The organism is Pseudomonas sp. NPDC089406 (assembly GCF_044900265.1).
Lineage (GTDB): Bacteria > Pseudomonadota > Gammaproteobacteria > Pseudomonadales > Pseudomonadaceae > Aquipseudomonas > Aquipseudomonas fakonensis.
On the sequence record NZ_JBJDNC010000007.1, the window covers coordinates 34,897 to 57,193 of the forward strand.

At 64.3% G+C, this 22,297-nt stretch carries 22 protein-coding genes; 11 read left to right on the forward strand and 11 right to left on the reverse strand.

Annotation, left to right across the window (positions count from 1 at the left end):
- Window positions 1-3: 3 nt before the first annotated feature.
- A complete protein-coding gene (locus tag ACI2KK_RS06915; protein WP_404668376.1) occupies window positions 4-3,471 on the reverse strand; it encodes a response regulator in 3,468 nt (1,155 codons plus the stop codon).
- A gap of 255 nt (window positions 3,472-3,726) precedes the next feature.
- Between ACI2KK_RS06915 and ACI2KK_RS06920 the strand changes: the two genes are divergently transcribed.
- Window positions 3,727-4,077, forward strand: a complete 351-nt coding sequence (locus ACI2KK_RS06920) for a response regulator (protein ID WP_217838857.1) — start codon at window positions 3,727-3,729, stop codon at window positions 4,075-4,077.
- A 51-nt stretch (window positions 4,078-4,128) separates the two neighbouring features.
- Complete coding sequence (locus ACI2KK_RS06925) at window positions 4,129-5,337, forward strand: glycosyltransferase (protein ID WP_404668377.1); 1,209 nt, start codon at window positions 4,129-4,131, stop codon at window positions 5,335-5,337.
- Window positions 5,338-5,486: 149 nt separating this feature from the next.
- On the opposite strand, the gene cobF is transcribed toward ACI2KK_RS06925, so the two are convergent.
- Both cobF and ACI2KK_RS06935 read right to left on the reverse strand, forming a co-directional pair.
- The gene (cobF, locus tag ACI2KK_RS06930; protein ID WP_404668378.1) at window positions 5,487-6,236 is read right to left on the reverse strand and encodes a precorrin-6A synthase (deacetylating); all 750 of its coding nucleotides are present in this window, start codon (window positions 6,234-6,236) and stop codon (window positions 5,487-5,489) included.
- Window positions 6,237-6,362: 126 nt separating this feature from the next.
- A complete protein-coding gene (locus ACI2KK_RS06935; protein WP_404668379.1) occupies window positions 6,363-7,652 on the reverse strand; it encodes an OprD family porin in 1,290 nt (429 codons plus the stop codon).
- Window positions 7,653-8,013: 361 nt separating this feature from the next.
- On the opposite strand from ACI2KK_RS06935, the gene ACI2KK_RS06940 reads away from it, so the two are divergent.
- The 3 genes from ACI2KK_RS06940 to ACI2KK_RS06950 all read left to right on the forward strand — a co-directional run bounded on the left by ACI2KK_RS06940 (window position 8,014) and on the right by ACI2KK_RS06950 (window position 9,455).
- Window positions 8,014-8,373 (forward strand): histone-like nucleoid-structuring protein, MvaT/MvaU family, encoded by a 360-nt coding sequence (locus ACI2KK_RS06940; RefSeq protein ID WP_217838861.1) that lies wholly within the window; start codon window positions 8,014-8,016, stop codon window positions 8,371-8,373.
- Window positions 8,374-8,590: 217 nt separating this feature from the next.
- The gene (gene gloA / locus ACI2KK_RS06945; RefSeq protein ID WP_369990981.1) at window positions 8,591-9,118 is read left to right on the forward strand and encodes a lactoylglutathione lyase; all 528 of its coding nucleotides are present in this window, start codon (window positions 8,591-8,593) and stop codon (window positions 9,116-9,118) included.
- Between the two features lie 94 nt (window positions 9,119-9,212).
- Entirely contained in the window at window positions 9,213-9,455 is a 243-nt protein-coding gene (locus ACI2KK_RS06950) for a hypothetical protein (RefSeq protein WP_217884632.1), read from the forward strand.
- A gap of 152 nt (window positions 9,456-9,607) precedes the next feature.
- On the opposite strand, the gene ACI2KK_RS06955 is transcribed toward ACI2KK_RS06950, so the two are convergent.
- Window positions 9,608-10,429, reverse strand: a complete 822-nt coding sequence (locus ACI2KK_RS06955) for a shikimate 5-dehydrogenase (protein WP_404668380.1) — start codon at window positions 10,427-10,429, stop codon at window positions 9,608-9,610.
- A 162-nt stretch (window positions 10,430-10,591) separates the two neighbouring features.
- Here ACI2KK_RS06955 and ACI2KK_RS06960 point away from each other — a divergent pair, with 162 nt between their 5' ends.
- The 3 genes from ACI2KK_RS06960 (at window position 10,592) to pbpG (ending at window position 12,396) form a co-directional block, all read left to right on the forward strand.
- Window positions 10,592-10,936: a hypothetical protein gene (locus ACI2KK_RS06960; protein WP_217884630.1), complete on the forward strand. Its 345-nt coding sequence runs from the start codon at window positions 10,592-10,594 to the stop codon at window positions 10,934-10,936.
- A 104-nt stretch (window positions 10,937-11,040) separates the two neighbouring features.
- Window positions 11,041-11,223 (forward strand): hypothetical protein, encoded by a 183-nt coding sequence (locus tag ACI2KK_RS06965; protein WP_404668381.1) that lies wholly within the window; start codon window positions 11,041-11,043, stop codon window positions 11,221-11,223.
- A 246-nt stretch (window positions 11,224-11,469) separates the two neighbouring features.
- Complete coding sequence (pbpG, locus tag ACI2KK_RS06970; RefSeq protein ID WP_404668382.1) at window positions 11,470-12,396, forward strand: D-alanyl-D-alanine endopeptidase; 927 nt, start codon at window positions 11,470-11,472, stop codon at window positions 12,394-12,396.
- Between the two features lie 23 nt (window positions 12,397-12,419).
- Here the strand turns inward: pbpG and ACI2KK_RS06975 are convergent, their stop codons facing one another.
- The 4 genes from ACI2KK_RS06975 to ACI2KK_RS06990 form a co-directional block, all read right to left on the reverse strand.
- Complete coding sequence (locus ACI2KK_RS06975; RefSeq protein ID WP_404668383.1) at window positions 12,420-14,597, reverse strand: response regulator; 2,178 nt, start codon at window positions 14,595-14,597, stop codon at window positions 12,420-12,422.
- Window positions 14,598-14,708: 111 nt separating this feature from the next.
- On the reverse strand, window positions 14,709-15,341 hold the full coding sequence (locus tag ACI2KK_RS06980; RefSeq protein ID WP_404668384.1) for a LysE family translocator: 633 nt from the start codon (window positions 15,339-15,341) through the stop codon (window positions 14,709-14,711).
- 65 nt (window positions 15,342-15,406) lie between these two features.
- Window positions 15,407-15,952: a thioredoxin family protein gene (locus tag ACI2KK_RS06985; protein WP_404668385.1), complete on the reverse strand. Its 546-nt coding sequence runs from the start codon at window positions 15,950-15,952 to the stop codon at window positions 15,407-15,409.
- Complete coding sequence (locus ACI2KK_RS06990) at window positions 15,942-16,217, reverse strand: DUF2790 domain-containing protein (RefSeq protein ID WP_404668386.1); 276 nt, start codon at window positions 16,215-16,217, stop codon at window positions 15,942-15,944. Before ACI2KK_RS06990 ends, ACI2KK_RS06985 begins: the two co-directional genes overlap by 11 nt.
- Before the next feature lie 222 nt (window positions 16,218-16,439).
- Here ACI2KK_RS06990 and ACI2KK_RS06995 point away from each other — a divergent pair, with 222 nt between their 5' ends.
- Both ACI2KK_RS06995 and ACI2KK_RS07000 read left to right on the forward strand, forming a co-directional pair.
- Entirely contained in the window at window positions 16,440-17,180 is a 741-nt protein-coding gene (locus ACI2KK_RS06995; protein ID WP_404668387.1) for a response regulator, read from the forward strand.
- A complete protein-coding gene (locus ACI2KK_RS07000; RefSeq protein ID WP_404668388.1) occupies window positions 17,177-18,463 on the forward strand; it encodes an ATP-binding protein in 1,287 nt (428 codons plus the stop codon). Before ACI2KK_RS06995 ends, ACI2KK_RS07000 begins: the two co-directional genes overlap by 4 nt.
- Before the next feature lie 79 nt (window positions 18,464-18,542).
- On the opposite strand, the gene ACI2KK_RS07005 is transcribed toward ACI2KK_RS07000, so the two are convergent.
- Both ACI2KK_RS07005 and ACI2KK_RS07010 read right to left on the reverse strand, forming a co-directional pair.
- Entirely contained in the window at window positions 18,543-19,781 is a 1,239-nt protein-coding gene (locus tag ACI2KK_RS07005) for a cation:dicarboxylate symporter family transporter (RefSeq protein WP_404668389.1), read from the reverse strand.
- An 84-nt stretch (window positions 19,782-19,865) separates the two neighbouring features.
- Window positions 19,866-20,291 (reverse strand): VOC family protein, encoded by a 426-nt coding sequence (locus ACI2KK_RS07010; RefSeq protein ID WP_369990971.1) that lies wholly within the window; start codon window positions 20,289-20,291, stop codon window positions 19,866-19,868.
- 120 nt (window positions 20,292-20,411) lie between these two features.
- Here ACI2KK_RS07010 and ACI2KK_RS07015 point away from each other — a divergent pair, with 120 nt between their 5' ends.
- Window positions 20,412-21,281: a LysR family transcriptional regulator gene (locus ACI2KK_RS07015; protein ID WP_404668390.1), complete on the forward strand. Its 870-nt coding sequence runs from the start codon at window positions 20,412-20,414 to the stop codon at window positions 21,279-21,281.
- A 218-nt stretch (window positions 21,282-21,499) separates the two neighbouring features.
- Here the strand turns inward: ACI2KK_RS07015 and ACI2KK_RS07020 are convergent, their stop codons facing one another.
- The gene (locus tag ACI2KK_RS07020) at window positions 21,500-22,201 is read right to left on the reverse strand and encodes an NUDIX hydrolase (RefSeq protein ID WP_404668391.1); all 702 of its coding nucleotides are present in this window, start codon (window positions 22,199-22,201) and stop codon (window positions 21,500-21,502) included.
- Window positions 22,202-22,297: the final 96 nt, after the last annotated feature.

Genomic DNA, 22,297 nt, shown 5'->3' on the forward strand with positions numbered 1-22,297 from the left:
ATGTCAAATTCGCTCCAATTGCGGCAGCCACACGCGAATCAACGAGAACAGGCGGTCCAGGTCGATCGGTTTGGCCAGGTAGTCGTTGGCGCCGGCCTGCAGGCAGCGCTGCTGGTCGTCCTTCATCGCCTTGGCGGTGACGGCGATGATCGGCAGCTTGCGCCAGCGCGGCTGCTGGCGGATCAGCCGGGTGGCTTCGTAGCCGTCCATTTCCGGCATCATCACGTCCATCAGCACCAGGTCGATGTCGTCGTTGGCTTCCAGCGCCTCGATGGCCTCGCGCCCGTTGCGGCCGATCTCGACGATCGCGCCCTTGTGCTCCAGGGCACTGGTGAGGGCGAAGATGTTGCGCACATCGTCGTCCACCAGCAGGATCTTGCGCCCTTCGAACACCTTGTCGCGGCTGCGCGCGGTCTTGAGCATGCGCTGGCGCTCGTTGGACAACTGCGCCTCGACCTTGTGCAGGAACAGTGTGACCTCGTCGAGCAGGCGCTCCGGCGAGCGGGCGCCCTTGATGATGATCGAGCGCGAGTACTTGAGCAGGTCGGCTTCTTCTTCGCGGGTGAGATTGCGCCCGGTGTAGACGATCACCGGCGGGAAGCTGCGGATGTCCTCGGCGGTCATGCGCTTGAGCAGCTCGTTGCCGAGCATGTCGGGCAGCTTGAGGTCGATGATCATGCAGTCGTAGATGTTGTCGCGCAAAAGCTCCAGGGCGTCCTGGGCCATGGCCACGGCGGTGATCTCGACGTCGTCGTCGCCGATCAGGCGGGCGATGCTCTCGCGCTGCAGGTCGTCGTCTTCCACCAGCAGGATGTGCTTGAGCTTTTGCGTGAGCTTGGCCTCAAGGCGTGCGAACACCTCCTTGAGCTCCTCGCGGCTGGTGGGTTTGACCGCGTAACCCACCGCGCCCATGTGCATGGCCGCCTCGACGCGGTCTTCCACCGAAATGATATGCACCGGAATGTGCCGGGTGCCGGCCTGCTCTTTCAGGCGCTGCAGCACGGTCAGCCCGGAATGGTCGGGCAGGCGCATGTCCAGCAGGATGGCATCGGGCAGGTACTGCGCGGCCAGCTCGAAGCCTTCGTCGGCGGCCTGGGCCACCAGGCAGCTGTAGCCCAGCTCGTGGGCCAGGTCGAACAGAATGCGGGCGAAGTTGGGCTCGTCCTCGATCACCAGGATGCAGCGGTTGCTGAACGGCGCCAGCTCGCGGTCGTCGGTGAACGCCGGGGCCGGCCGCTCGTGGCGTGCCGGGGCGGCGACCTTGGGTGCCGGCGGCAGGCTGTCCACCGCCGGGCGCAGGCTGAGCACCTCGCTGGCTTCGCCGCTGGCCTCGTAGCGCTCGGGCAGGATCAGGCTGAACACGCTGCCCTGGCCCGGGCTGCTGTCGACGTTGATCTGCCCGCCCAACAGGTGCGCCAGGTCGCGGGAAATCGACAGCCCCAGGCCGGTGCCGCCGTAACGGCGGTTGCTGGTGCCGTCCACCTGGTGGAAGGCGCCGAACACCGCCTGGTGCTGGTCGGCGGCAATGCCGATACCGGTGTCGCGCACGGCGAAGACGATGCCATGGCCCACCTGGTGGCTGATGTGCAGGCTGACCTGGCCGCGCTCGGTGAACTTGATGGCGTTGGACAACAGGTTCTTGAGGATCTGCTCCAGGCGCTGGCGGTCGGTGTACAGGGTGGCCGGCAGCGGGTGCTCCAGCTGCACGGCAAAGTTCAGGCCCTTGTCCTGGGCCAGCGGCAGGAACATGCCCTGAAGCCCCGCTACCAGGCGCTCCAGCGGCGTGGTTTCGGGGCGCACCTCGAGCTTGCCGGCCTCGACCTTGGCGATGTCGAGGATGTCGTTGATCAGGTTGAGCAAGTCGTTGCCGGCCGAGTAAATCGACTCGGCGAACTTGACCTGCTCGGCGCTGAGGTTGCCCTCGCCGTTTTCGGCCAGCAGCTTGGCCAGGATCAGCGAGCTGTTGAGCGGCGTGCGCAGCTCGTGGGACATGTTGGCGAGGAACTCGGACTTGTACTTGCTGGAGCGCTGCAGGTCGTCGGCGCGGGCCTGAAGCTCTACCTGGGCGTTGTTCAGCTCGCTGTTCTTGCGGTCCAGGGCGTCGGTGCGCTCGGCCAGTTGCTCGTTGGTCTGCTCAAGCTCGGCCTGCTGGGTTTCCAGGTAGGCCTGGGATTCCTTGAGCACCCGGGACTGTTCTTCAAGTTCTTCGTTGGCGGTCTTGAGCTCTTCCTGCTGTACCTGCAGCTCTTCGTTGAGCTGCTGGGTTTCGGCCAGCACTTCTTGCAGGCGCTGGCGGTAGCGGGCGCTCTCGATGGAAAGACCCACGTTCTCGGCCACACGCTCCATCAACTCGACGTCACGTTCCTGCAGCGGGCGCAAAAAGCCAAGTTCGAGCACGCCATTGATGCGCCCGTCTTCCTTGGCCGGCACCAGCAAACCGCTGCGCGGCAGCCCGCTGCCCAGGCCCGAGCTCAGGCGATAGTAGTCCTCGGGCAGGTCGTCCAGGCGCAGCAGGCGGCCCTGGATGGCGGCCTGGCCCAACAGGCCGGCATGCTCGCCCAGCTTCTGCTCGCGGGCCTGATGCTCGGTGTCCAGGCCATAGCTGGCCACCCGCACCAGTTTGCCGTGCTCATCGTGCACATACAGGGCACCGACCACACTGCCCAGGTAACCGGCAAAAAACCGCAGGATGTTGTCGCCGAGCATCGGCAGGGTCAGTTGGCCCAGTACCTGTTCGGCCAGCTGGGTCTGCCCGGCGCGCAGCCAGGCCTGGTGTTCCAGGCGCTCGGCGGCGCGTTGCTGGGCCTGCAGGTTGTCGACATAGCTGTTGGACAACGACAGCAGGTCGCGCCGGCCCAGGTAGGCCAGCAACGCGCTGAGGGTGACGATGAACAGCACGAACACGGTGATGGCAGTTACCGTGACCGTGCTGACCGTTTCATTGCGCGCCATGCGCAGTTGCTGCTCGGAGCTGACGAAGGCGTCGAACTCCTTGCGGATCTCGTCGGTGATGCGCTTGCCGCGGCCGTTGCCGATGGCTTCCTGGTAACCGGCCTGGCTGCGGCGCAGCTTGATCATCTCGCCGCCGAAGTCGTTCCAGGCGCGCTGCAGGGCAATCAGCCGGTCGATGCGGTCCACCTGCGGCGGGTTGTCGATGACCAGCTCGCGCAGGCTGTCGAGGCTGCTGAAAATGCGCGGCTTGGCCACCTCGTAGGGGTCGAGGAAGCGCTCATCGCCGGTCAGCAGAAAGCCGCGCATGCCGGTTTCCATGTCAATCGACAGCTTGACCGTCTCGTTGGCATTGCCGATTACCCGGTCGGTGTGCTCGACCCACTGCATGGCCGACAGCAGGTAGTTGATCACCGCGACAAAGGCCACGGCCCCCAGAAGCCCCACTCCCAGGGGCAGGCCGACGTTGCGGCTGAGCAGCTTGCGAAAGCTGCGTTGATCCATCGAGGCTGCTTGAATCATTGGATTGAGGCCCGAGCGAGAAAGTCCATGAACAGTGTTGGCGGCTACGTCTTGTGTGAATCGCCCTGCGCCACACCGGCCGGTGAATACAGCGAGTTTAACCAGCTTTGGCGGTACTGGCAGGGCATTTAGCCAGTATTTGAAGGCACTGTGCGCCAATCGTTCCATCTATTTGCGTGGGCCGGTAAGCTTGGGAACTTCTGCCAGGGCCCCGAGCACAGAGTAGAGACAACCCACTGAAACAGGACCCTTGCCATGCACCTTCTGGTAGTCGAAGACGACGACATCGTCCGCATGCTGATGGTCGAAGTGCTCGACGAACTGGGCTACTCGGCCATCGAGGCAGACAGCGCCTCGGCAGCGCTGACCATTCTGCAGGACCCCCAGCAACCGCTGGCGCTGTTGATGACCGATGTCGGCCTGCCCGACATGCGCGGCGAAGAGCTGGCCGCCAAGGCCCGTGAGCTGCGGCCCTTGCTGCCGGTGCTGTTTGCCAGCGGCTACGCCGAGAACGTGGTGGTGCCCGAGGGCATGCACATGATCGGCAAGCCATTTGGCATCGACCAGCTGCGCGACAAGGTGGTGCAGATTCTCGGCACGCCTTGAGCCCACGCTTGCGTGTTTAAATAAGGCCTTCTTTCCAGCAAGGCCCTCCCCATGCCCCACCTACTGGCCATCGGCCTCAGCTGGCCCGCGCCGCAAGCCTGCAGCGCGGGGCGGCACCTTTTGCACATCCTCGAGCAATTTCGCCGCCACGGCTGGCGGGTGACCTTCGCCTGCCCGGGCCCCCCTGGCGAGCACAAGGCCGACCTGACAGCGCTGGGCATCGACGAACACATCATGGCCAGCGACGACTGCGCCTTCGCCGCAGCCGATGCGGTGCTGTTCGACGGCTACCACAGCGAGGAGCGTTATGGCCGGCAACTGCGCCAGCAGCAGCCCGGGGCGTTGAACCTGCTGCTGACCTGCGGCCTTGAGAGCCTGCGCGATGCCCGCCAGCAACTGCTGCGTCGGCGCCTGGTCGAGGGCCTGGACCCAAACGATTTTCGCGCCCTGTTCGCCACCCCGGGGCCCGAGCTCTACCGGCAAATGGCCGCAGCCCCGCTGGCCCTGCGCGAGCTGGCGGCGCTGTGGCGTTGCGACCTGGCGTTGGTTGCCTCGGACGCCGAGCTGGACCTGCTGGTAAACGGTTTCGGGGTGCCGGACTACCTGCTGCACCATTGCCCGCCCGTGGCCGAGCCGTTAACGATGCTGCGAACCTACGCCGAGCGCGCGCACTTCATAACCCTGGGCAACCTGAGCCAGCCGGCCAATATCGACGCGCTGCTGTGGATTCGCCACAACCTGTGGCCGATGCTGCGCCGGCGCTTGCCGGATGCGCAGTTGCATATCCATGGCGCCAACCCGTCGGCCAAGGTGCAAGCGCTGCATGCGCCGGACGAGGGCCTTCACTTCAAGGGCTGGGTGGCCGACAGCGATGCGGCCATGGCCGGCGCCCGGGTGTGCCTGGCGCCGCTGCGCTCGGGTGCGGGGGTCAAGGGGCAACTGCTCGATGCCCTGCGCTGTGGCACCCCGAGCGTGACCACAGCGATTGGTACCGAGGGCATGCAGGGGCAGCAACCCTGGCCGGGGCGTGTGGAGGGGACTGCCGAGGCGCTGGCCAAGGCCGCTGTCGAGCTGTACAGCGATGAAGCCGCCTGGAAACGGGCGCAGGACGCCTGCGCACCGCTGCTGCGCCTGCGCTTTGACCCTAAGCGCCACGGTAGTGAGCTGGTCGGGCGGGTGGAGCACAGCCTGGGGCAGCTTGATGAGCTGCGGCTGTTCAATTTTACCGGGGCGATGTTGCGTCAACTGGTTCAATTCTGAACATGTGGGAAGCGGCCTTGTGTCGCGATGGGCTGCGCAGCAGCCCCGGCAGTTTTTGCATGAAGTCGAAATCCTGGGGCTGCTGCGCAGCCCATCGCGACACAAGGCCGCTTCCCACATGGATCGCATAAGCCTCGGGACCACCGTCCTCACCCCTCACGCCGCAACAGGTAGGTATCCATGATCCAGCCCTTGCGTCGCCGCGCCTGTTCACGCACTTCGAGAATCCGCGCCTTGACCGCCTGCAATGGCCCGGCAATCAGCACTTCATCTGCCGTCCCCAGGTAGGCGCCCCAGTAGATGTGCAGGCCCGGGTCGTCCAACGCTGCAAACGCACACTGCCCATCGAGCATCACCACCAGGTTGTCCACCCGCCCCTGCTCGGCCAGGCGCCTGCCCGGCAACAGGGTCAAGGGCTCGCCGATCCGGTTGAGCGGCACCTGATGCCGTGCGGCCAGCGCCTGCACGCTGCTGATGCCGGGGATCACCGTCAGCGCCAGGGCCACGCCACGGGCGCGTACCAGGTCAAGAATGCGCAGGGTGCTGTCATACAGCCCCGGCTCCCCCCATAGCAGGAAGGCGCCAATGTCGCCGGTCCCCAGTTCATCCTCGATCAGGCGGGCATACAGGGCGGCGCGCTGCTGGTGCCAGGCGTGCACCGCACCGGCGTAGTCCTGGGCGTCGGCATCGCGCCGGGGGTCGTCAACCTGCACCAGGCGATAACCGCCTTCCGGCAGGTAGCGGGCCAGGATGGCCTTGCGCAGCTGTACCAGTTCGTCCCGGGCGGTGCCCTTGTCGAGCACGAAGAACACCGTGGCCCGCTGCATGGCCTCGACGGCCTCAAAGGTGACCTGCCGCGGGTCGCCCGGGCCGATGCCGATCAACAGCAGTTGTTTCATGGGCTGCCCTGCCTGTTTTTTGGGGGCCTTCAAGGGCCCTATCGCCGGCAAGCCGGCACAGGAGGTCGCGTTCCCCTGTAGGAGCCGGCTTGCCGGCGATGGGGCCGTCACAGGCTAAATGCTTGCTCAGAATACCGAGAAGTTATAGCTGACGATCACCCGGGTCTCGTCCATGTCCCGCGCCCATTTTTCGTAGTTGCTACGGTAGGTGGAGTTACGCAGGCGCACGCTGACATCCTTGAAGGTGCCGCTTTGCACCTGGTACTTGAGCTCGCTGTCGCGTTCCCACTCCTTGCCCTCGGCGCTGCTGCCCGGCACCTTGATGCTGTCGCCATTGATGTAGCGGGTGAAGAAGCTCAGGCCCGGCACGCCGAGTGCCTTGAAGTCATAGTCGTAACGCAGCTGCCAGGAGCGCTCCTGGGCCGCCGCGAAGTCGTTGACCTGGGCATAGTTGACCAAATAGGGATTGGTGCCGTCGAGGTACGGCATGGCGCTATCGCCATACATGCGCTGCCAACCGGCACTGACCTTGTGGCCGCCCAGGCTGTAGCCGAGCATGCCGCTGAAGGCGCGGTGGTCGATTTCACCGGCACGCGCATTGCCGATGTCGTCGCTCTTGATCAGCCGCAGGTCTGCCGACAGCGTACCCACCTGCAGCGGCTGGCTGGCCACCAGGCCAAGGAAGTGCTGGCGGTAGATGTTTTCCAGCTTCGACACCTGGTACTGGGCGCTGATACGGTCATTGATGCGGTAATCGATACCGCCCAGGTCAAAGTGATCGGCTTCGATATCGCAGGCATAGCGCTTGTTCTTGCAATGCACGCGAATATCCTGGCGGTCGGTGGAGTCCCGCGCGGTGTACTGGTTAAGGCGCGCCAGGGTGAACTTGAGGTCGCGCACCTCTTCAGAGGTCAGCCAGGCACCATGGAACATAGTCGGCAACAGGCGGCCATCGTTGTACTTGAGCAACGGTACATCGGGCATCACCGAGCCGTACTTGAGCACGGTCTGCGACACTTTCACCTTGCCGGCAATACCCACCTTGGCGTACTGGTCGGCGGAATGGCGCGGGTCATGCCCTGAAGAAGGCAGTAAGCCGCTGTTACTGTCGCCGGGGCTGGAATCCAACTTCAAACCCAGCATACCCAGCGCATCGACGCCAAAACCGACCGGTCCCTGGGTATAACCGGACTGGAAGTTCAGAATGAACCCTTGCGCCGCCTCTTCACGCTTTGAGGCGCCCTGGCTGGAACTGCTGTGGCCATCACGAAAATCACGGTTGAAATACACCGTGCGCGCTTCGACCTTGGCATGGCTGTCTTCGACAAAACCGGCGGCCTGGGCGGTACAGGCCGCGCACAGCAAGAACAGGCCGGCAACAGTGCGTCCCGGGGCGAGAGGAAAAGGGGCAAACATGCGAGGGAACATCCACAAAGAAGGGCGAAAAACAATCCGGGGCAGCCAGCTGCGCCGGTACTACGCGGTGAACGGGAGTACTTCCACGATCATCTTGAATTGTGCAGCGAACGCTCTGGAATGCACCATTGGACCATGGTCTAGAATGCAGCACGGGGTGTACTGAAAGGCGCTGGATATAACGCGCGAAAAAGCGGCAAAGTTCCCCGATAACACAACTAAAGTTTGCTGTTTACCACCCCCAAAGTGGCGACTACACTCTGATTCAGCGAACAGCTGTACCCACCCGCGTGGCCGGCGTCCAGTGCAATTATTCATGTTCGTCACGTCATGCCACGACAGACTTACAGGAGTGATGACAGTGTCCAGACTTGCAGAGTTTCGTGCTGCCGAAAAAGCGCTTCAAGAACAAATGGCTCAATTGGAAGCGCTGAAAAAGGACGCCGGCCTGAAACGCGAAATTGAATTCGAGCAGAAACTGGTCGGCCTGATGAAAAGCTATGACAAGAGCCTGCGCGACATCATCGCCATCCTCGACCCGAAAGCCGCCACCCGCGCCGTGGCCCCTGCCGGCAAACAGCAACGCCGCCCGCGGGTGGTGAAGGTGTACCAGAACCCCCACACCGGCGAGCGCATCGAGACCAAAGGCGGCAACCACCGGGGCCTGAAGGCCTGGAAGGAACAATACGGGGCACAAACGGTAGAAAGCTGGGTGCGTTGATGAAACTTCCACCTGCACTTCACGCTTTTTTCACAAGCCCTGTATCAGTATCGAACCAGCTAAAGGACTAGCGACCCCATCACGCGCCCGCACATGCGGGCCTCTAATTCCAGCGCCCTGCCCTCGTGCAGGGCGCTTTCGTTTGCGCAGATTTGCGCGTGAGGCTGACTGCCGTATCATGGCCCGTCTGTTTTAGGCCCTGACCCTGGAGTACCCCATGAGCCTGCAAGACCTGAACGCCCTGCCCGGCGTCACCGCCCAGCCAGACACCGCCACCGCACAGTTCGTGTTCAACCACACCATGCTGCGGGTCAAGGATATCGAGAAGTCCCTGGACTTCTACACCCGCGTACTGGGCTTTCGCCTGGTAGACAAGCGCGACTTCCCGGAAGCCGCCTTCAGCCTGTACTTCCTGGCCCTGGTAGACCCGGCGCAGATCCCCGCCGACGACGCCGCGCGTCACCAGTGGATGAAATCCATCCCCGGCGTGCTGGAACTGACCCACAACCACGGCACCGAGAACGACCCGGAATTCGCCTACCACAACGGCAACACCGACCCGCGCGGCTTTGGCCACATCTGCATTTCGGTGCCGGACGTGCGCGCAGCCTGCGCCCGCTTCGAGGCGCTGGAAGTCCCCTTCCAGAAGCGCCTGCAGGACGGCCGCATGAACCACCTGGCCTTCGTCAAGGACCCGGATGGCTACTGGGTCGAAGTGATCCAGCCGGCCGAACTCAAAGGCTGATACACGGTGCACGCTCGTCGGGCCGGGAACTTCCGGCCCTTCGCCGTGGTATATGGAAGTAACTGCACTTCCCGACCACAGCGAGGTAAGGACGATGCAATCCCTGCACTGTGACTATCGTGACCACACCATCACCGCCAGCGTGATGCCCCACCCCGACTCCCCCCTGCCCTATGCTGCCGGCTGCTTGATCACCGACCCTGCCGGGCACACCAGCAGGCGTATCTCGATGCCGATGAAGTTCTTCGCCGACCTGGAAAACGCCCAGCATGTGTCCCTGGCCCATGGCCGGGCGTTGGTGGACCAGCAGTTGGATGAGGGCAGCAAGGCGTTCTGATTAGCTATTGAGCTCGTACTCCGTGTAGGAGCGGCCTTGTGTCGCGAAAGGGCTGCGTAGCAGCCCCGGCGGTATTGCATGATGCTCAAATTCCGGGGGCGCTGCGCACCCCATCGCGACACAAGGCCGCTCCTACAGGGAGCCGCGTGCAGTCAGGCACTGCGGGCATACGCCACCGCCTTGTCCACCTGCTCGCGGCTCGGCCGCACCCCGGTGTACAGCACGAACTGCTCCAGCGCCTGCAAGGCGATCACCTCAAGCCCGGTAATCACCGGTTTGCCCAGCGCCTCGGCGCGCTGGATCAACGGCGTGCGCGCCGGCATCGCCACCACATCGAACACCCGCTCGGCCGCCTCGATGGCGGTTTCGACGAACGCCAACTGGTCCGCCTCCGCGCCGCCAGCCATGCCGATGGGGGTAACGTTGATCAGCATCGGCGGGCACAGGTCGCCCAACTCGGGCAACCAGCGATAACCGCAGACATCCGCCAGCTGCCGCCCGGCCTGCTCGTTGCGCGCGACGATGATGCCATCGCCGAACCCGGCGTCACGTAACGCGCTGGCCACCGCCTTGGCCATGCCGCCACTGCCGCGCAGGGCAAAGCCGGTGGCTGGGTCCACCCGGTGCTGCTCGAGCAGCTGGCGTACCGCCAGGTAGTCGGTGTTGTAGGCCTTCAGGTGGCCGTTGCTATTGACCAGGGTGTTGACCGACTCGATGGCCGCCGCCGAGGGGTCGATTTCGTCCACCAGCGCCATGCACGCTTCTTTGTACGGCATCGACACACCGCAACCGCGAATGCCCAGGGCGCGGATACCTGCAACGGCCGCCGGCAAATCCTGGGTGGTCATGGCCTTGTAGTAGTAGTCCAGCCCCAACTGCTGGTAGAGGTGGTTGTGAAAACGCACGCCGAAGGTGCCGGGGCGCCCGGCCAGAGAAATGCACAGGACGGTGTCGCGGCTTGGGGTAATGCTCATCTGCCTCTCCTGGTGTACCGGCTGAAACGGTTGACCTAGCGTACCAGAGGCAACCGCCGGTCGCCCCTTACACAACCTTTACCCTTCCCCTGTGCGCAGTTGACAGTGCCTGCGGTCATAGTAGGCATACCCCAAGCGTGGGGTGTCTTGCGAGGATTGATCATGAAACGTCTCATCCCTGGAATCGCCCTGCTGGTCGGTGCGCTGGCCATCAGCGGCCAGGCTTCGGCACACGGTGGCGGCTGGGGTGGCCCGGGCCCGGTGATCGGTGCCGCCGTGGTGGGCGCGGTGGTCGGCGCCGCCGTCAGCGGCGGGCGCGACCGCACCGTGTACGTGGAGCAACCGCCGGTCTATGTGCAACAACCGGTCTATGTCCAGGCGCCACCGCCGCCGGTTTACTACCAGCCGCAGCCCTATGTGGTAGAGCGCTACGTGCCCGCCCCGCCGCCGGTGTATCACCGCTACTACGGACCGCCGCCGGGTTACTACGGCCCACCGCGCTGGTAAATGGCCATGACGGTTGAAATCAATGACCACTATCGAAGGCATTGATTTCAACCTACCGTGCCAGGCCGTTAAGGTGTGAGCATGTTTTCGCAGGAGTCCACACCATGGCCCCGATCCAGATCATGTCCGTCGTCGGCAGCGCAGTACCCGCTTCACTGCGCAAGCAAGGCCTGCTGGCCTGCTGGTACCTGTTGCGCGATGGCGAAGCCATCAGCGGCCCGCTGACCACCCGCACCCGCGCCGAGACCCTGGCCAGCCAACTGGCCGAAGCAAGCTTTGTAGCCTGACCCCGAATCTGTTGTTGTGCGTGCTCCCTACGCCTCTTTGCTGCCCGCCTCATTGGCGGGCATTTTTTTGCCCGTTAAATCGACAAACGGTAGCCGCAGAATCGTTAAAGCATGAAGCTTTTTTCATATCGCCATGGTCCATCAACGAGCAATCGACAGCCGCTGAGCCATACTCCAGAATGCAGCGGTTTTTGGGGGAAAACCCTTGCACAGCCAACGACATACCACCATTTAGTGAGCCTCAACGTGAAAACTACCCTGTCCATTCTCAGTCTGCTGCTGTTGCTCACAGGTACCGCCACCCTGCCGTCGACCGCTGCTGCACAACCCCCCGCCCAGGCTCAACGCGACCCGAGCAAGCTGCACCTGGCCTCCGGCAGCGCCCTGCTGATCGACCTCAACACCAATCAGACGCTGTACTCCAGCCACGCCGACCGCGTGCGCCCGATCGCTTCGGTCACCAAGCTGATGACCGCGATGGTGGTGCTCGACGCCAAGCTGCCCATGGACGAAATGCTCAGCATGACCATCGCCAACAACCCGGAGATGAAAGGCGTTTACTCCCGGGTACGCCTGGGCAGCGAGCTGAACCGCCGGGAAACCCTGCTGATCACCCTGATGTCGTCGGAGAACCGCGCCGCCAACACGCTGGCCAACCACTACCCGGGCGGCTATGGCGCCTTTATCAAGGCGATGAACGCCAAGGCCCGCAGCCTGGGCATGAGCCACACCCGCTATATCGAGCCCACCGGCCTTTCGACCCAGAACGTCTCCACCGCCCAGGACCTGGCCAAGCTGCTGATGGCCTCGCGCAAGTACCCGATGCTCAGCGAGCTTTCTACCACCCGCGAAAAGACCGTGGCGTTTCGCAAGCCCAACTACACCCTGGGTTTTCGTAACACCGACCACCTGGTCAACAAGAGCAACTGGGACATCAAGCTGACCAAGACCGGTTTCACCAACGAAGCCGGCCACTGCCTGGTGCTGTTGACCAAAATGGATAACCGCCCGGTGGCCATGGTGATCCTCGACGCCTACGGCAAGTACACCCACTTCGCCGACGCCAGCCGCATGCGCCAGTGGCTGGAGACCGGCAGCGCCAAGGCCGCGCCTGCGGTGGCCATGCAGTACAAGAGCGAGCGCCAGAAAGGCTCGCGCCTGGCCCAGGACTGACCCTGCGCCCCTGGCGCGCTGCCTCAGCCCTGCCGGGCGAGCAGCTGCGCCAAGCTCTGCGCCAGCTCGTCCTGGCGAAACGGTTTGCGCAACACCTCAAAACCGTGCAGCTCGCGCGGTGACAGGTTGGCATAGCCGGTGATGATCAGCACCGGCAGGTCGGCCAGCCGCTCGCGCACCTTTTGCGCGAAGCGCACCCCGGTCATTTCGGTCATGACATGGTCGGTCAGCAGCACATCAGGCAGCAACCCAGCGTCCAGCAGTGCCAGCGCCTGCGCCGCGCAATCAGCCTCGGTCACCTCGTAACCCAGCTCACGCAGTTGCAACAGCGTGGCCTGGCGCACCAACGGCTCATCATCGACCAACAGCACCCGGTTACCCCCTTGCACACGCGGTGCTGGTACCGGTGCCACGCTGGCCAAACCGGCTTCGCTGGCCGGCAGCCACAAAGTTGCCTGGGTGCCCTTGCCCGCTTGCGAGCAAATGCCGAAGCCCCCGCCCGACTGCACCGCCAACCCCTGCACCATCGGCAAGCCAAGGCCTGCGCCCTTGCCCACGGTCTTGGTGGAATAGAACGGCTCGATGCAGTGTGCGAGCACTTCATCGCTCATGCCACTGCCGGTATCAGCCACCTGCAACCACACCTGCCCCGCTGCCAGCCCGGGCGGATAGGCCGGGCCACCCCCGCTCTCACCCACACCTGCAGCAATGGTCAAACGACCACCTTCGGCCATGGCATCACGGGCGTTGATCACCAGGTTGAGCAATGCCAGCTCCAGCTGGTGCTCGTCCACCAGTACCGGCGGCAGTTGCGGGTCGATACGTACCTGTACGGTGATGGTCGCCCCCAACGAGCGGGCCATCAGTTCGCGCATCTCGTCCACCAGCCCGGCCAGCGCCACCGCCTGTGGCTTGAGGGTCTGCCGGCGGGCGAAGCTGAGCAGCCGGCCAACCAGGTTGCGCGCCCGCTCGGCCGCCTGCAGGCCGCCGTCGACAAGCCGTGCGGCGCGCTGCGGGTCGGGCTGGCGGCGAACCAGTTCGAGGGAGGCGATGATCGGCGTGAGCATGTTGTTCAGGTCATGGGCGATGCCGCCGGTGAGTTGGCCGATCATCTCCATCTTGCGCGCTTCGTGCAGTTGCAGCATCGACGCCTCACGCTGCACGAGCATGTTCGCCACGCGCTCTTCAAGGCTTTCATTGAGCATGTGCAGGGCACGCTCGGCGCGGGCATGGGTAATGGCGGCCCACACCTGCTTGGCGGTTTCTTCCACCAGCAGGCAGTCGTCCTCGGCGAACAACCGTGGCCGCAAAAAATGCACCAGCAGCACGGCCTCCAGGCGCTCGGCGCGCAGCACCGGCACATGCAGGCTGGCGCCCATGCCCTTGAGCAAGGCTGGCGGCGGTTGCTCGGCCAGGTAGTTGCGCTGCGCCTGCTGGCCGCACTTGAGCAACTCATATAGCTGCGGGTCGAAGCTTGCGTAGGCATGCTCGCCCAGCAAGGTCGGCACACCCTCGGCCCACTCACGGGCAACCCGCAGGCCCTGGCCCTCGCCCAGGTCCTCGCCGAAGCACACCCGCGCCGCGCCCAGTTCCACCGCCAGGCGGTGCACCGCGTGGGCCTCGATCAGCTCCGCTTCACCCAGCCCCGGCAAGGTTTGCCCCAACTCCAGCAAGAACGCCTGGCGCCGCTGGAAGCGCACCCGCGCGGTGGTGTCGTTGACGATGCACAGCACCCCGCCAACGCTGCCGTCGGCCTCGCGCACGGCAGAATACGAAACATCGAAGTAGGTCGTCTCGCCGAAGCCGCTGCGCTCTATGTAAAAGGGGCGGTCCTTGGCCGAGAAGGTCTCGCCGGTCTCGCGCACCCCGCGCAGCAGGGGCTCCAGGTCATCCCACAGTTCTTGCCAGTGGGCCAGGGCCGGCTGCCCAAGGGCATGCGGGTGTTTTTGGCCAATGGTGGGGGAATAGGCATCGTTGTACAGGGCAACGTATTGCGCCCCCCAGAACAGCACGATCTGTGCCTGGGCCGGCAGCAACGTGGCCACCACCGCCTTGAGCCCGGGCGACCAGCCATCCGGCTGCCCCAGCGGTGAGCCGCTCCAGTCCATCCCCTGCAGCAGGCCGCTGACCGCGCCGCCATTGAGCAGGAAGCCAGGCGCCGCGCTGGCGCTTTTGACCTCGGTGTGCCGGCCTGATTTCATGCTGTGCGAACCATCGATTTTCCCAGGCAGATTGCCATCCTTCACAGGATATGAAATCAGCCGTTGCCAGACGTTCCACCGGTTATCGCACTTTGCACGAGTTGATGGGTTTCAGCGCCGGCCCTCAGCCAGCATGCGCACTGCGAGGGCCGCCAGCACAGTGCCCATCAGCCAGCGCTGGACCTGCTGCCAGAAAGGCCGGCCCGCCAGAAACACCGCGATGGAGCCGGCCATCACGGCAATCAAGGCATTGACCGTGACGCTGACGGCGATCTGCGTGCAACCCAGCACCAGCGACTGGCTCAGCACGCTACCGTGACCGGGCTCGATGAACTGCGGCATCAACGACAGGTACATCACCGCGATCTTGGGGTTGAGCAGGCTGGTCAGCAAACCCATGCCAAACAGCCGCCGCGGGCTGTCAGCCGGCAGGTCGCGTACCTGGAATGGCGAGCGCCCGCCCGGGCGCAGGGCCTGCCAGGCGAGGTACAGCAAATACAAGGCGCCAGCGATACGCAACGCGTCGTAAGCCAGCGGCACCGCCATCACCAGCGCAGTGATGCCCAGCGCCGCACACAGCATGTACACGACAAACCCCAGTGCCACCCCAGCCAACGAGATCAACCCGGCCGCCCGCCCCTGGCAGATCGAGCGGGAAATCAGGTAGATCATGTTCGGCCCGGGGGTCAGCACCATGCCCAGGCAAATCAGGGCGAAGGCCAGCAGGTTGGCAAGTTCGGGCATGGTTCACATCCAGGTGATGGCAGGTGGCGCAAGTGTATCGGCCACGGCACCTGGCGTGAATCCACTCAGCCCTGTTCATCGAGCAACTGGCGGATCACCTGCTCCTGGCCGTTGTAGTCGCCCTCGCCGAAATGCACATGGCGCACCTGGCCCTTGCGGTCGACGAAGTAATGCGCCGGCCAGAACTGGTTGCCCCAGGCGTTCCACACCCGGTAGTCGTTGTCCACGGCTACCGGGTAGCTGATACCCAGTTGCCTGACCTGGGCCTTGAGGTTGCCGATGTCGTGTTCGTAGTCGTACTCCGGGGTGTGCACCCCGACCACCACCAGCCCCTGGTCGGCGTAGCGCCGCGCCCAGTCGCTGACATGCGGCAGGCTGCGCCGGCAGTTGATGCAGTCGTAGGTCCAGAAATCCACCAGCACCACTTTGCCCTTGAGCGCGGCATCGTCCAGTGGCGCTGAGTTGAGCCACTGCCCGGCCCCCGCCAGCGACGGCATCGGGCCGTAGCTGTCGCGGGCCAGCAGGTGGCCGGCAAGGCCCAGGCCGAGCAGCGCCAGGGCCACACCGCCAGCCTTGAGCAGGCGGCGCCTGGTGCGCGACTCAGTTGTCATGGCAGCCACTGGTGGCATACGAGCGGTACTCGACGCTTTGCGGCTTGTTCTGCGAATCGAGGTAGTCCATGCGGGTGTTGACCACGCCGCAGGCATGATGCTGGTCGTTCTTCACCGACAGTACTTTTTGTACGTCCAGGTGATCGCCGTAGCGGTACTGCATCACGCTGGCATCGTTCATCGAGGTGCTGCTGGCGTGGGCGACGACGGCGCCCAGGCCAAGTACGGCGAACAGGGCGGCGCTGGCGAGGTTCTTGATGGTCATGGTGTGTCTCCCGAAACGAGGCTTTGGTGTGGGGAGGCGTCGCTCCCCGGTCGAGAGCCATTTGACGCCTGCCAGGTATCGGCCATGTGTCTGCCAGGGGTGTGATGTGCTTCCTGCTGTATCTGTAGCGGCGCCGGATACACTGCAATACAAACCCCGGCAGGCAAGGCGCAGCCTGCTCTGTACACTGCGCCCACCCCACACCAACAAGGACAACACCCGATGGAACATGTCGATCACATCCTGGTCGTCGATGACGACCGCGAAATCCGCGAACTGGTCGGCAACTACCTGAAGAAGAACGGCCTGCGCACCAGCATCGTCGCCGACGGCCGGCAAATGCGTGCGTTCCTGGAGAACAACAGCGTCGACTTGATCGTGCTCGACATCATGATGCCCGGCGATGACGGCTTGCTGCTGTGCCGCGAGCTGCGCGCCGGCAAGCACCGCAACACGCCGGTGCTGATGCTGACCGCGCGCAACGACGAGACCGACCGCATCATCGGCCTGGAAATGGGCGCCGACGACTACCTGACCAAGCCGTTCTCGGCCCGCGAGCTGCTGGCCCGCATCAATGCGGTATTGCGCCGCACACGCATGCTGCCACCCAACCTGACCATCAGCGAAAGCAGCCGGCTGCTCGCCTTCGGCCAATGGCGCCTGGATACCACCGCGCGCCACCTGCTCGACACCGAAGGCACCCTGGTGGCGCTGTCCGGGGCCGAGTACCGCCTGCTGCGGGTATTCCTCGACCACCCGCAGCGGGTGCTCAGCCGCGAGCAATTGCTCAACCTCACCCAAGGCCGCGAGGCAGACATCTTCGACCGCTCCATCGACCTGCTGGTCAGCCGCCTGCGCCAGCGCCTGGGCGACGACGCGCGCGAGCCGACCTGCATCAAGACCGTGCGCAGCGAAGGCTATGTGTTCTCGCTGGCGGTGCAGTTGCTGGAGGCTCCGGCATGAAGTGGCCCCGCACCCTCGCCTCGCGCCTGGCGCTGATCTTCTTCACAGGGCTAGTGCTGGCCTACGGCCTGTCGTTCAGCCTGCAGGCCTACGAGCGCTATGTCAGCAGCCGCTCGATGATGCTCAGCAACCTGGAGCTGGACGTGTCCACCTCGGTGGCCATCCTCGACCGCCTGCCGGCAGCCGAACGCGCAAGCTGGTTGCCGCGCCTGGAGCGGCGCACCTACCGTTACCGCCTGGACGACGGCCTGCCCGGGGACGCCATGCCCAGCGAAGATGCACCCATGGCCGCCGAGTCGATCGTCAAGGCCATTGGTGACCGCTACCGCCTGACTTTCCTCGAAATCCCCGGCCCCAACGCGCACTTCCAGGCCCATTTGCGCCTGGCCGATGGCGCACCGCTGACCATCGACGTGACCCCGGCCCCGGTGCCGGTGGCCACCTGGCTGCCGGCTGTGCTGTTGATCCAGCTGGTGGTGCTGATGCTGTGCACCTGGCTGGCGGTGCGCCTGGCCATTGGCCCGTTGACCCGGCTGGTCAAGGCGCTTGACGACCTGGACCCGAACAGCCCGGGCCCGCAACTGGACGAGAGCGGCCCGCGTGAAGTGCGCTATGCAGCGGTGGCGTTCAATGCCCTGCAGGCACGCATCGGCGCCTATTTGAAAGAACGCATGCAACTGCTGGCGGCGATTTCCCACGACCTGCAAACGCCGATCACGCGCATGAAGCTGCGGGTCGAGCAGATGGACGAAGGCCAGGAGAAAGACAAACTGTGGCACGACCTGGATGCCATGGAGCACCTGGTACGCGAGGGCGTGGCCTATGCGCGCAGCATGGACAGCGGTACCGAGGCGCCTTGCCGGGTGAACCTGGACGCCTTTCTCGACAGCCTGGTGTTCGATTACCAGGACAGTGGCGCGCAGGTGCAACGCCAGGGCAGCGTGCCAGCACCCCTGCAGACCCGCCCCCATGCCCTGCGCCGGGTGCTGGTGAACCTGGTGGACAATGCCCTGAAGTTCGCTGGCGCCGCGCAGCTGGAGGTGGGGTGTGAAAACGGGGTGACGCGGATTCGGGTACTGGATGACGGGCCGGGCATTCCCGAGGACGAGCTGGACGAGGTGCTCAAGCCGTTTTACCGGGTTGAAGGGTCGCGTAACCGCAGTACCGGTGGGACGGGGCTTGGCTTGGCGATTGCCCAGCAGCTGACCCAGGCCATGGGGGGAAGTTTGGTGTTGAGGAATCGGGTTGAGGGGGGGTTGTGTGCGGAGGTTGAATTGCGGTGAAGGGCGGGTTCGGGGCTTAGGGTCACCACTTCCAAGGTGTTTGTGTCAGGGCCTGGCGGCCCCGACCGAACCCAAAACCTCACTCAGCCAAAGGCCTTAGCTCAACCCTCTCCCACCGCGCCACCACCAGCGGCGCAATCGCATTGCCCAGCACGTTCAAGGTAGTGGTGCCGCCCTCGATCACCCGGAAAATCCCGGCAATCAACGCCACACCTTCCAACGGCAAGCCCGCCGACGCCAAGGTCGCCGAAAGAATGATGATTGCAAACCCAGGCACCCCGGCAGCGCCCTTGGACGTCAGCACCATGGTCACCACCAGCAGGATCTGCTGGGTCAACGACAGATCGATGCCATACAACTGCGCCACGAACACCGTTGCCACGCCAAGGAAGATCGACGCCCCGTCGAGGTTGAACGCATACCCCATCGGCACTACGAAGCTGACAATGCGCCGTGGCACGCCGCGCCGTTCGAGCTTGGTCATCAACTGCGGCATCACTGCCGCCGACGCCGCGCTGGAAAACGCCAGCACCAGCTCATCACGCAAATAGCGGATCAAAGCAAACAGGTTCTCGCCCACCAGCCAGCACACACCGCCGAGAAACACCAAGGCAAACACCATCAGCGCCAGGTACACCACGCCGATCAGCTTGAGCAGCGGCAACAGCGATGCAAAGCCGAAGGTCGCCACGGTGGCGCCGATCATGCCGAACACCCCCAGCGGCGCGTAGGCCATCACGTAGCTGACCACCTTGAACATGCCGTCGCTGACGCCTTGCACCACAGCCAGCACCGGTGCACTGCGCTCGCCCGGCAAGGCGTTGAGGGCCATGCCGAACAGCACGGCAAACAGCAGGATCGACAACAGCTTGGCCTCGGCCAGGGCCACGAAAAGGTTGTCCGGCACGATGTTCTGCAACACCACCAGCGCGCCCTTGGGCGGGTCCAGGTGCACTGCAGCGCCCTGCCCGCTCAGCCCGGCAATCTCGGTACCGGTGCCCGGCTGGAACAGGTTGCCCAGGCACAGGCCGAGAATGATCGCCAAGGTGGTGATGACGAAGAAGTAACCCAGCGCCTTGACGCCCATGCGCCCGAACGAACGGTTGTCGCCGCCGCCGGCAATGCCCAGGACCATGCAGCAGAAGACAATCGGCACCACCACCAGCTTCATCAGCTTGATGAAAATGTCGCCCAGGGGTTTGAGAATTTCGGCACTGGCCCACTGCTGGTACTGCGGGTGGGTGTTCAGGTACCAGCCGACGAGCACGCCGAGCAGCAGCCCGGCAAGGATTTGCCACACAAGGGGTATGCGTTTCATGTCTAGCCTTCTTGTAGTTATGGAGTGCTTGCCCAGGCAGCAGCACAGCTAGCAGAAGGCGCGCCGGAACCGGCGCGCCAGGGGTCACTTGGCGAACAGCTGGCCGATATCCTTGAAGGCCTTGAATTCGAGAGCGTTGCCGCAGGGGTCGAAGAAGAACATGGTGGCCTGCTCGCCCACCTGGCCCTTGAAGCGGATGTAGGGTTCGATCACGAACTTCATGCCGGCGGCGGTCAGGCGCGCGGCCAGGGCTTCCCACTGCGCCCACTCGAGGATGATGCCGAAGTGCGGCACCGGCACGTCGTGGCCATCCACGGGGTTGCTGTGCACATGCTCCTGGGACGAGGTCTTGGGGTGCTCGTGAATTACCAACTGGTGGCCGTAGAAGTTGAAGTCCACCCACTGCTGGGCAGAGCGGCCTTCTTCCAGGCCGAACACGTCGCGGTAAAAGGTGCGCGCGGCCGGCAAGTCGTAGACGGGGATGGCGAGGTGGAACGGCGAAAGGCTCATCAGGTGACTCCAGGTTGTTATTGGGATGGGGTGTGAGCGCTGATGGGAGAAATGCTACGGTTCGCCGAGCAATAAAAAAAACAATATGATTTTGTAATAAGCACAAAGGAAATTTGTTAATTGATTCGCGAGCTGAAGACCTTCATCGCCGTGGCCCGCGACGGCACCTTCGCCGCTGCCGGGCAGCGCATCGGCCTGACCCAGGCCGCCGTCAGTGCACAGATGCAGCGCCTCGAGAGCGAGCTGGGCTTTGCCCTGTTCGACCGTACCGGGCGTTCGGCGCAGTTGAACCGGCGTGGCCAGCAACTGCTATTGCAGGCCCAGGAGCTGGTGCGCCTGTATGGCGAACTGGGCCATAGCAGCCCGGGCGCGCCGCCCGTTCAGCTGGTCAGCCTTGGCGCCATCGCCTCGGTACAGCGCGCGCAACTGCCACAGGCGTTGGCGGACTTCCACCAGCACTACCCCCACTGCCGCACACGGGTGGTGCCTGGGCTGTCGCTGGAGCTGGTCAACCAGGTGGACACCGGCGAGCTGGACATGGCGGTGATCATCCGCCCGCCCTTCACCCTGCACAGCGACCTGCGCTGGACCACCCTGGCCCGTGAGCCTTACTGCCTGCTGGTGCCAGCCGATGTGCCCGGAGATGACTGGCAGCAGTTGCTGGCCAGCCAGCCGTTCATTCGCTACGACCGGGCATCGTTCGGCGGGCGCCAGGTGGACCGCTTCCTGCGCCAGTTGCACCTGCCGTTGAAGGAAAAGTGCGAACTGGACGAGCAGGACGCGATCATGCGCCTGGTGGCGCTGGGGGTGGGCGTGGCGCTGGTGCCGCAGACTGCCAGCCAGGCGGCCTGGCCCGAGGGTGTGCGGGCGCTTGAGTTGGGCGAACAGGTGTTCCACCGCGATATCGGGCTGGTGCACCGGGCGCCGGAGACCTTGAGTGAGGCGGTGCTGGGGTTGGCGCAGCGGATTGGGCGGTTGGCCAGTCAGTAGAGACCTTTTAACAACATGATTCGAGGGCTAGCTGATTACCTCAAAGCGGCCGCGACTCTGTGGGAAGCGGCCTTGTGTCGCGATGGGCTGCGAAGCAGCCCCAGCAATTCTGCATGAGGCCGGTATTTTGGGGCTGCTTCGCAGCCCATCGCGACACAAGGCCGCTTCCCACAGAACCGCTCCCGCAAATACAGTGCTTTTGTGGACCCAGTGCCGCCCTACCCCCCCGCCAACAGACTGCGGTCAAACACAAACCCACGCGTCTCGCGCGGTGTATGCCGGTACAGCTGCTGCGGCCGCCCCAGGCGTGGCTGGTGCTTCTCGCCGGTATCCTCCACCCAGCCCTCACCCTTCATCCGCTCCAGGCGCTTGCGTACCGAGGTGCCATTGACCGCCTGCCCAAGGCACACCTGCATCGCCGCCAGGGCGTCGAGTACGGTGAAACGCTCGGCCACCAGGTACAGCGGCAGGCTGGTATACAAACTCTTGGCCGCCAGGCGCTCGACCGCCCGTTCCAGCAGCAAACGATGATCGAACGGCAGCGCCTGCTTGCCGGTCAACAGGCTGCCCAGGTCGTGAAAGGCCAACTGCGGCCCCTGCACCTGCGCGGCGGGGTCGAGCAAGGCCAGGTAGTAGGTGCTCAGCGACCAGCCCCGCGGGTCACGCACGGCATTGCCCTCGGTGCCCACCTGCTCCAGGTGCTGCGGCTGCACCTGCGCCTTCTCGGCCAACGCCCTGGCAGCGGCGGCATCAAGGCTGGCGTCGGCGCTGCGGCCATTGACGATGACACCCGGCAACGCCCACTGCCCGATATGGGGCTCACGCTCGCGCTGGTGCAGCAGTACCTGCAGGTGCTGGCTGCCTGGCGACAGGCGCAGGGCGATAATGTCCACGCTGGCCAAAACTTCTGCTGTGCTCACTTGGCGGCTCCCCTCTGAAAACTTGCATATATTCCACCAGGGCAAATAAATAGCGCAAGTAGCAAATCCATCACAGAATGGCGCTTGACACACTTA

Excerpts from the sequence above, each read along its gene's own strand:
- ACI2KK_RS06995 (WP_404668387.1), top strand. The coding sequence starts at position 16,440 with ATGGAACATGTCGATCACATCCTGGTCGTCGATGACGACCGCGAAATC.
- ACI2KK_RS06935 (WP_404668379.1), bottom strand. The coding sequence starts at position 7,652 with ATGTTTGCCCCTTTTCCTCTCGCCCCGGGACGCACTGTTGCCGGCCTG.
- ACI2KK_RS06980 (WP_404668384.1), bottom strand. The coding sequence starts at position 15,341 with ATGCCCGAACTTGCCAACCTGCTGGCCTTCGCCCTGATTTGCCTGGGC.
- ACI2KK_RS07000 (WP_404668388.1), top strand. The coding sequence starts at position 17,177 with ATGAAGTGGCCCCGCACCCTCGCCTCGCGCCTGGCGCTGATCTTCTTC.
- ACI2KK_RS06925 (WP_404668377.1), top strand. The coding sequence starts at position 4,129 with ATGCCCCACCTACTGGCCATCGGCCTCAGCTGGCCCGCGCCGCAAGCC.
- cobF (WP_404668378.1), bottom strand. The coding sequence starts at position 6,236 with ATGAAACAACTGCTGTTGATCGGCATCGGCCCGGGCGACCCGCGGCAG.
- ACI2KK_RS06965 (WP_404668381.1), top strand. The coding sequence starts at position 11,041 with ATGGCCCCGATCCAGATCATGTCCGTCGTCGGCAGCGCAGTACCCGCT.
- ACI2KK_RS06955 (WP_404668380.1), bottom strand. The coding sequence starts at position 10,429 with ATGAGCATTACCCCAAGCCGCGACACCGTCCTGTGCATTTCTCTGGCC.
- ACI2KK_RS06960 (WP_217884630.1), top strand. The coding sequence starts at position 10,592 with ATGAAACGTCTCATCCCTGGAATCGCCCTGCTGGTCGGTGCGCTGGCC.
- gloA (WP_369990981.1), top strand. The coding sequence starts at position 8,591 with ATGAGCCTGCAAGACCTGAACGCCCTGCCCGGCGTCACCGCCCAGCCA.
- ACI2KK_RS06990 (WP_404668386.1), bottom strand. The coding sequence starts at position 16,217 with ATGACCATCAAGAACCTCGCCAGCGCCGCCCTGTTCGCCGTACTTGGC.
- ACI2KK_RS06975 (WP_404668383.1), bottom strand. The coding sequence starts at position 14,597 with ATGAAATCAGGCCGGCACACCGAGGTCAAAAGCGCCAGCGCGGCGCCT.
- ACI2KK_RS06915 (WP_404668376.1), bottom strand. The coding sequence starts at position 3,471 with ATGATTCAAGCAGCCTCGATGGATCAACGCAGCTTTCGCAAGCTGCTC.
- ACI2KK_RS07010 (WP_369990971.1), bottom strand. The coding sequence starts at position 20,291 with ATGAGCCTTTCGCCGTTCCACCTCGCCATCCCCGTCTACGACTTGCCG.
- ACI2KK_RS07005 (WP_404668389.1), bottom strand. The coding sequence starts at position 19,781 with ATGAAACGCATACCCCTTGTGTGGCAAATCCTTGCCGGGCTGCTGCTC.
- ACI2KK_RS06920 (WP_217838857.1), top strand. The coding sequence starts at position 3,727 with ATGCACCTTCTGGTAGTCGAAGACGACGACATCGTCCGCATGCTGATG.
- ACI2KK_RS06985 (WP_404668385.1), bottom strand. The coding sequence starts at position 15,952 with ATGACAACTGAGTCGCGCACCAGGCGCCGCCTGCTCAAGGCTGGCGGT.
- ACI2KK_RS06950 (WP_217884632.1), top strand. The coding sequence starts at position 9,213 with ATGCAATCCCTGCACTGTGACTATCGTGACCACACCATCACCGCCAGC.